Genomic DNA, 254 nt, shown 5'->3' with positions numbered 1-254 from the left:
CGTCACCCGCTTGGCGCAGCAATACCCTCAACTAACCCAATTTGCAATGTATTTGGCTGGCGCCCGTGTGGCAGCAATGGCATTTGGGGCCGCCGCACGCTTAATGGGCATGGAGGGCGTTACCGCCACTACGGCGATTACTGCCGGGGCGGCAAAAACCACAACAGCGCTCGGATTGCTGCGTACCAGCATGGCTGCCGCAACTGCAACCACGCGCGGCATGACGATAGCAGCAGCGGCGCAGCAAACAGCAA

At 60.6% G+C, this 254-nt stretch carries 1 protein-coding gene; it reads right to left on the bottom strand.

The window, feature by feature from the left end; genetic code table 11:
• Positions 1–27: 27 nt before the first annotated feature.
• On the bottom strand, positions 28–254 hold a 227-nt coding region (locus J3481_RS14550), incomplete at its 5' end, for a hypothetical protein (protein ID WP_206882544.1).

It is taken from the genome of Alicyclobacillus fructus (genome assembly GCF_017329605.1).
Lineage (GTDB): Bacteria > Bacillota > Bacilli > Alicyclobacillales > Alicyclobacillaceae > Alicyclobacillus > Alicyclobacillus fructus.
Note: the sequence above shows the minus strand (reverse complement) of the source record. Positions and strands in the feature narration are given on the sequence as shown.